Below are 1406 nucleotides of genomic sequence, written 5' to 3' on the forward strand. Positions count from 1 at the left end.
TCTTGATGATCTCTGTGTTGAGTCGATTCACGATGTCGTCAGAAGTATTAGCAGGCGCAAACACGCCATGCCATGAATTACCAATCACACCGTTGACGTCCAATGTTGGAGAGAACTCAGTCATGGTTGGTACATCGGGCAAGCTAGCAATGCGCTCTGCACCAGAAATACCAAGTGCTTTGATCTTGCCGGCTTTGATAGATGGAATTGCGGTGGTCGACGCTTCTAAATACATGCTGACCACGCCGCTCATAACGTCAGGACCTGGAACAGTTTTATAAGGGATGTGGTTAAACGAAATGCCTAAACGTGTAGCCCAAGCTTCCAAAGCGATATGGGGCTGTGAACCCACGCCTGCAGATGCATAGTCAATTTTGCCTGGGTTGCGTTTGGCGTACTCGACCATCTCTTTCATGGTGTTGTAGGGGGCACTAGGCGTAGCCGTGAGAATGTGAGGGACGATCAAGACTTGCGAAATAGCTTTGAAATCTTTGAGTGGGTTGTACTTAGCATTAGGGTAGATGTGTGGCGCGATAGCCATCGGCCCCTTCACTGTGAAAAACAGGTTGTATCCATCGCCGGGCATAGTCGCGGCTACTTCGGCACCAATCATGCCTCCCGCACCAGGACGGTTGTCGATAATGATCGGTTGCCCCAATACTTGCCCGAGTTTTTCGCCAATCAAGCGCGCCACAATGTCTGGCGAAACACCTGCCGCATAAGGCACGATCATTTTGATCGGGCGATTGGGATAAGGACCGCTTTGCGCCAAAGTGCTAGTGGCTGTGAATGCAGCTGCGCTTAGAGCGGCGGCGGTAATAAGTTGTCTACGTTTCATGGTGAGTGCTCCAGTGTGTGAACTAGCACCATGCTACGAATAGCCGACCGGGTATACACCCGAGCAAACCCTTGCCGACCCCTCCAAGGCGCCTGAAACTGTCACCTAGAGGTCAGTTCAGAGAATATTCAAAGTAATAACATTCCCGTCAAATGGTTGATCACTATTTCTAAAATTTGTAAAAGCACCAAAAGTGCCAAGGGTGAAAGGTCTATCCCACCTATTTTTGGTAACACGCTACGAAATGGCTGCAACAAAGGCTCTACCAAACGCCCTAAAAAATATCCAGCCTCTGAACCAGCCTTAACCCAAGACAAAAGCGCATAGGCAATGACCAGCCACACCATGCTCGACATAGCCAGATGCACAAGTTCTAACAAACTTAGAACTGCCATGGCCTGCCAATTGGGTTCAACCTGAGACATCAAGGCGATTACGCACAACTTGGCAAGCACCACTAAATAAGCGGCGACCAAGCTCGCGGTATCTAGCCTACCAATAGGCGGAATGAAACGCCTAAGCGGTAACACACACCAATTGGTGAAGGCAAAAATAAATGGTGCAAACG

The 1406-nt window shown here is 49.4% G+C and carries 2 protein-coding genes; both read right to left on the reverse strand.

Features of this window, described 5'->3' with window-relative positions:
• A partial coding sequence (locus tag ABWP14_RS11455) for a Bug family tripartite tricarboxylate transporter substrate binding protein (RefSeq protein ID WP_353203101.1) occupies positions 1-838 on the reverse strand: 838 nt, incomplete at its 3' end.
• A gap of 128 nt (positions 839-966) precedes the next feature.
• On the reverse strand, positions 967-1406 hold a 440-nt coding region (locus ABWP14_RS11460; RefSeq protein WP_353203102.1), incomplete at its 5' end, for a YggT family protein.

It is taken from the genome of Polynucleobacter sp., assembly GCF_040400325.1.
In the GTDB taxonomy this organism is placed as follows: Bacteria; Pseudomonadota; Gammaproteobacteria; order Burkholderiales; family Burkholderiaceae; genus Polynucleobacter.